Consider the following 6,467-nt stretch of genomic DNA (forward strand, 5'->3'; position numbering starts at 1 on the left):
CAACAATATTTTTTTAAACAACAATAATAGTTTTTCAAAATACAATAGTATTTTCTTTAAAAATATACTTTTTATGAATAAAGCTTATGCAGATAATTCAAAAAGGAAATCCTCTCAACAAAACTATTTAAAATCTAATCCTTATAATAATTTATTACTTTCTCCAATTGATGTTGATAAAAATTTAATTTATAAAAAACTTTACATTTCAGGTCAAAATCATTTTCAATCAGGAAATTATTTAAGAGCAGAGAAATGCTTTTTTCGTATTTCTGAAAGCGCTTATATCTTATCTGATTACGCGTTATACTATCTTGCTCAAAGTAATCAGAAAATGGGGGATTATTCATTAGCAATTAAATATTATGAACAATATAGGGATAAATACCCTGAGGGATATTGGAATGAAAAAGTTGAACTTGAAAAGGTGAACTGCCTTTATCAATTAGGTGAGCTTTACAAAGTAGAAGAGACCCTGAGAGATTTTTTAAAGAATTATTCTGAATCTGAGTTAATTCCTGAGGTTATGTTTCAACTTTCGAGTTGTTTAGAGGAACAAGAAAAATGGGAAGATGCAGTAAAAAACTATTACCAAATCTGGCTGGATTGGCCACTATCAGAACAAGCAGGTAAAGCTAAAGTAAGATTTATGCAAATATCTGAAACTCATGATATTGAAATAAAACCTGCTAAATTAGCATCATTACATCAAAGAGCCAAGAAGTTAATGAAAGCATATCTTTTTGATTCTGCTTTATCAGACCTTTTGAAGTTGAAAGAAAGAGCTAATCTTGAACAGGAAGCTGAATTTGTATCAAAGGTGAAATTGGATATTGCTATCTGTAATTATAGACTAAGGAAATATGAAGAAGCTGCCTTTATTTTATCTGAATTACTTAATAGCGATATTTCATCTGCTTTGAAAAAAAATGTATTGTTTTGGTTAGCTAAAAGCAATACCTATTTAGGAAATACTCAATATGCCATAGAGTACTATTCATTATTAGTTGAAAAATATCCATATAGTGATCTTGCGCCTGAAAGTTTAGAAAATATTGCAAAGATATGGGAAAACAAAAATCAGACCAAAGAAGCAATGAATACTTATGAAAGAATTATCACAGAATATCCATACTCAGTATTTGCAAAGAGGACATTATGGAATACTGGATGGATTTTTTACAAGAAAGGGGAATTTTCTGAAGCACTTGAAAAATTTGACAGATTAGTAAAAATTGGTCGCAACTCATCTCTTTACTCAAAATCATTATACTGGAAATCTAAAGTCCTGGAGAAATTAGGTGAGAATTATTCAGCAATACAAGCTTACAAAGATCTTTTAGATAATAATTCTTATGATTTTTATAAGATAATGGCAATTGCAAAATTAGAGAAAATTGATCCAAACTATATTGAAAATTTGGAAGAGAATTCTGATTATAATAAGATAGAAATAATATCATCAGGAGAAATTAAATCTGAACATTATAAAAAAGCTAAAGAACTTTTTATGTTAGGTTTTAATTATGATGCTATAAATGAATTGGAAATAGTGAAAAATAAGGAGAATAAGGATAAGGAATTAATGGTTGAGGTTGGTAAGTTATTTTTTAAAGCTGGTGATTATTTCAGAGCAATAAGAGTTGCAGTTAATTATTTGAATGAGTTTTTGAGTGATGAACCAAAGGGAGAGGCAAAGGATATCTGGAAATCTTTTTATCCAAGAGGATATCATGATACTGTTGAGAAGTGGGCAAATATTGAAAATGTCAATCCATTTTTGATTTATTCAGTAATAAGAGAAGAAAGTCATTATAATCCTTTTGCTCTATCAATATCTAATGCCCGAGGTTTAATGCAGATAATTCCTCCAACTGGTAAATGGATTGCTGAAAAAATCAATTCTCGAAATTTTGATGTTGAAAAAATGTGGGATACAGAAACTAATATTAGAATGGGGTCATGGTATTTAAGATTTCTACTTGATTATTTCGATGGAGTAGAGATGTTAGCTACAGCAGGTTATAATGCTGGACAGGGAGCAGTTGGAAAATGGGTTAATAAGTATGATGAAAAAGAAGCAGATTTCTTTATTGAAAATATTCCATATGAGCAGACAAGAGAATATGTTAAAAAAGTTTTAAGAGATTATGTTGTTTATCATCAGATATATGGAAAAGATGATTTAAGTATATATTCATTAGTAAATAACTTCACAACAGGAGATTAATTTCTGCTTTCTTTCACCCTAAAAATTTTACAGGGATAATATGATAAGTAACAAAATAGCAAAGATTTTTGAAGATTTAGCAGATATGCTTGAGATAAAGGGAGATAACCCTTTTAGAATAAGAGCATATAGAAAAGTTGCTCGTAATATAAGGACCTTAACAGATGAGTTTGAAAAATTTGCTGATGAGGGTAGATTAGACCAGATTCCCGGTATTGGAGAAGGAATGAAAGAGAAAATATATGAGATTTTGGACACTGGTCGTCTTCAATTTTATGAAGATTTAAAGAGTGAGATTCCACCAAGTTTGGTAAAGTTACTTTCTGTACCTGGTATTGGCCCTAAATTGGCTAAGAAGTTCTATGATGAATTAAATATTAGGGACATAGAGCAATTAGAAAAGATGGCTAAAGAACATCATTTAGCTGGATTACCAGGAATAAAAGAAAAAACTGAGCAAAATATTCTAAAAGGAATTGAAATGCTGAAGAAGGGGTTAGAGAGGATGAATTTGGGTATAGCTTTACCAATTGCAAATGAAATTGTAAATCAATTAAGTAAACTTCCTGAAGTTAAAAGAATAAGTACAGCTGGAAGTATTAGACGAAGAAAAGAAACTATTGGTGATATAGATATTTTAACAACATCATCTAATTCAAAAAAGGTAATGAATACTTTTATAAATTTGCCACAAGTTGAGAGGGTCTTAGTTAGCGGTGAAACTAAAAGCTCTATTGTAACTTTTGACGGGATACATGTTGATTTAAGAGTTGTTAAACCTGAAAGCTATGGAGCTGCTTTGGCATATTTTACAGGTTCTAAAGCACACAATATTCGTATTAGAGAGATAGCTATGAAAAATGGTCTTAAGATAAATGAGTATGGAGTTTTTGATGAAAAGAATAATAAAAAAATAGCAGGTGAGAATGAGGAGGAAATATATCAAATTCTTGACTTACCATTTATAGTTCCAGAGCTTCGAGAGGATAGGGGAGAAATAGAAGTTGCGAAAAATAATAACTTACCAGATTTAGTTAAACTATCTGAGATAAATGGTGATCTTCATGTACACACAGTTTGGAGTGATGGTGGAAATAGTATTGAGGAGATGATAAAAGATACACAAAAAAGAGGGTATAAATACCTTGCCATATGTGATCATTCGCAGAGTTTGAAGATTGCTGGTGGTCTATCAGAGGAAAAATTAGTAGAGCAAATAGAAAAGATAAAAGAACTAAATAAGAAATATAAGAATTTTACTATTTTAGCAGGTAGTGAAGTTGATATAAAAGCTGATGGTTCATTAGATTATCCAGATGAGTTACTGAAAAAATTAGATATAGTAGTAGCAGCAATACATACTCGATTTAGAAGGTCAAGATATGAGATGACTAAAAGGATAATAAAAGCTATCCAGAATCCACATGTAAATATATTAGCGCATCCTACAGGAAGATTGTTAGGAGTAAGAGATGCATATGAGGTTGATCTTGATGAAATATTAAAAGTTGCTAAAATAAATAAAATTGCATTAGAAATTAATGCTTTCCCCGAAAGATTAGACTTAAATGATATAAATTGTAGGAAAGCAAAAGAATATGGGGTAATGATATCTATAAATACTGATAGTCATATAACTAATCAATTGGATTATATGGCTTTAGGTGTATCAGTAGCAAGAAGGGGTTGGTTAGAACCTGAAAATATAATTAACACCAAACCCATAGAACAAATTATCAAATTTTTAAAAAGTTAATTTGAGGTGAATATTAATGAAAAAAACTTTAGCGTTTATAATGGCAGGTGGTAAGGGAGAAAGGCTTTACCCTCTTACCAAAGATAGAGCAAAACCATCAGTCCCTTTTGGTGGTAAGTATAGAATTATTGATTTCACACTCAGCAACTGTTTAAATTCCAATTTGAGAAAAATAAATGTTCTAACTCAATATAAATCTTTTTCACTATATATGCATATAAAACTGGGTTGGAATTTCTTCAAAAGTGAACTTGGTGAATATATAAATGTTATTCCTGCTCAAAAGATAGGTAGGGATGAGTGGTACCTTGGCACTGCAGATGCCATATATCAAAATATCTACTTCATAGATAAGGAAAAACCCGAGAGGGTGATCGTCCTTTCAGGAGATCATATATATAAAATGGATTACCAGGATATGGTCATATTTCATAAGATAAAAAGAGCTGATCTAACAATAGCAACTTTAGAAATGGAGAGGGAGGAGACATCACAGTTTGGAGTAATAGAGATTGATGAAAATGGAAAGGTTGTAGGATTTCAGGAAAAACAAAAAGAGCTCAAACCAATTCCAGGGAAACCTGAGTCCAGTCTTATATCCATGGGAGTATATATTTTTAATACTGATTTTTTAAAGAAGAAGTTAATAGAAGATGCAAAAAAGGTAGATTCAACTCATGATTTTGGAAAAGACATAATTCCAAGTATGATAAAAAATACAAATGTTTATGCTTTTGTCTTTCAAGATAGGGAAACTGGTGAACCGAGGTATTGGAGAGATGTAGGTACAATTGATACTTACTTCGAAGCTAATATGGATTTAGTTGGAATTAATCCAAAAATAAATCTCTATGAAAAAGAGTGGCCTATTTTTACATTGCAAACTCAATGCCCTCCAACAAAAATAATCGGGATCGAGAATAAAGAAAAAGGTTTGGCAATTTCATCACTACTTGCTGATGGATGTTTAATTAAAGGTGGAAAAGTTTTCAATTCTATAATATCTAATGATGTTATAGTGAATGATTATTCTGATATTTCACATTCCATTATTTATGAAGGTGTTAATATAGGAGAAGGATGTAAGATTAGAAAAGCAATAATAGATAAAAATAACAAAATACCTCCTGATACAAGTATAGGATACAACTTAGAGGATGATAAAAAGAAATTCACTGTTAGTGAAGGTGGAGTAGTCGTGGTTCCCAAAGAATATTTTAAATAATAAATATCAAATCGTATATCATTCTTGTTTTAAAATTATGGCCTGTTTTGGATAAGGTATTTTCAAATTTAATTGACCTGCTTTTTCAATAAGTCTTTTTCTAAACTCTCTATTAATTGGGAAATTTTTTCCAGGTTTTACCTTTCCCCAGACTCTTATAATTACAGATGATTCTCCAAATTCTGTAATCCCTAACACTCTAATAGGTGTAATTATGTAATTTTTATAATTTTCATCCTCTGAGATTTCTTTACCAATTTCATTTAGGAGGTCAAAAGCTTTCTTAAGATCTTCATTATAAGGTACTCCAACATCAAGAATTACACGGGACCACTGTCTGCTACGATTGCTAACTGTTTTAACTTCACTATTTGGGATAAAGTGAAGGTGTCCTTCTATGTCTCTAATTGATGTAACTCTAAGGGTTATATCTTCAATTGTTCCCGCAATATCACCAATTTTTACAGAATCACCAATAACATATTGATTTTCTAACAATATAAAAATTCCATTAATAACATCCTTAATTAAACTTTGAGCTCCAAAACCAAGAATCACTCCTATTATTCCAGCACTTGCCAATATAGTTGTAAGTTCTTTAGGCTCTAAAAGAATATCAAAAATCAAAAAAATTGAAGCTAATACTACTAAAGCTGTCAAAGAATTTTTTGTGATCATTATAAATGTTTTTAGCCTTCTTTTAGGTGCAGTTTTTATAAATAAATCCTTATAAAACCTTGACCTGGTGAACTGATTGATAATAAGTCTAACCAATAAAGTAAATAAAATAGCTCCAATAATTATTATTAAGATCTTTATTGCCTTTTCACTGGAAATTGGACTTAGTCTTTGTAATATGTCATTCAATTTTACATTCCCCCTTTTCATATTTTTTAACCTTTTTAATTATTTAAGGTCTATGATTTTAAATTACCTTTCTAATTTGAGATATTATTGTGAACTACCCCCAGCTATCGCAAGGGGACTTCTCGGCTATAGAGTTAAAAATATAAATTCACAATTATATGAAATGTATAAAGAATTATATCGTATTTTGAACTATATGAATTTATAAAAAATTTTAAGGATTTAGTATAAAAAAAATACTTAAGTATATATTTTAAAAAGATCTTGACAAAATAATTAAAATAATCTCGACAAAATAATTAAAATGATATATAATAATAGCACATTTGTATAATTATGCTATTATTCAATAATAATAAATATTTATTCCTCTTGAGAATGTAAGGGAA

The 6,467-nt window shown here is 29.8% G+C and carries 4 protein-coding genes; 3 read left to right on the forward strand and 1 reads right to left on the reverse strand.

What is annotated here, in order from left to right; genetic code table 11:
• Window positions 1-73 precede the first annotated feature (73 nt).
• From KKC53_03350 to glgC, 3 genes are read left to right on the forward strand one after another with little or no spacing between them, the layout of a single operon-like run.
• Window positions 74-2,230 carry a tetratricopeptide repeat protein gene (locus KKC53_03350; protein MBU2598200.1) on the forward strand — a complete coding sequence of 719 codons (2,157 nt, stop codon included), beginning with the start codon at window positions 74-76 and terminating at the stop codon, window positions 2,228-2,230.
• A 40-nt stretch (window positions 2,231-2,270) separates the two neighbouring features.
• On the forward strand, window positions 2,271-3,986 hold the full coding sequence (gene polX / locus KKC53_03355; GenBank protein ID MBU2598201.1) for a DNA polymerase/3'-5' exonuclease PolX: 1,716 nt from the start codon (window positions 2,271-2,273) through the stop codon (window positions 3,984-3,986).
• Window positions 3,987-4,002: 16 nt separating this feature from the next.
• Complete coding sequence (gene glgC, locus KKC53_03360) at window positions 4,003-5,211, forward strand: glucose-1-phosphate adenylyltransferase (GenBank protein MBU2598202.1); 1,209 nt, start codon at window positions 4,003-4,005, stop codon at window positions 5,209-5,211.
• Window positions 5,212-5,229: 18 nt separating this feature from the next.
• Here the strand turns inward: glgC and KKC53_03365 are convergent, their stop codons facing one another.
• Complete coding sequence (locus tag KKC53_03365) at window positions 5,230-6,078, reverse strand: mechanosensitive ion channel family protein (protein MBU2598203.1); 849 nt, start codon at window positions 6,076-6,078, stop codon at window positions 5,230-5,232.
• Window positions 6,079-6,467 lie beyond the last annotated feature (389 nt).

It is taken from the genome of Actinomycetota bacterium (assembly GCA_018830725.1).
In the GTDB taxonomy this organism is placed as follows: Bacteria; Actinomycetota; Humimicrobiia; order JAHJRV01; family JAHJRV01; genus JAHJRV01.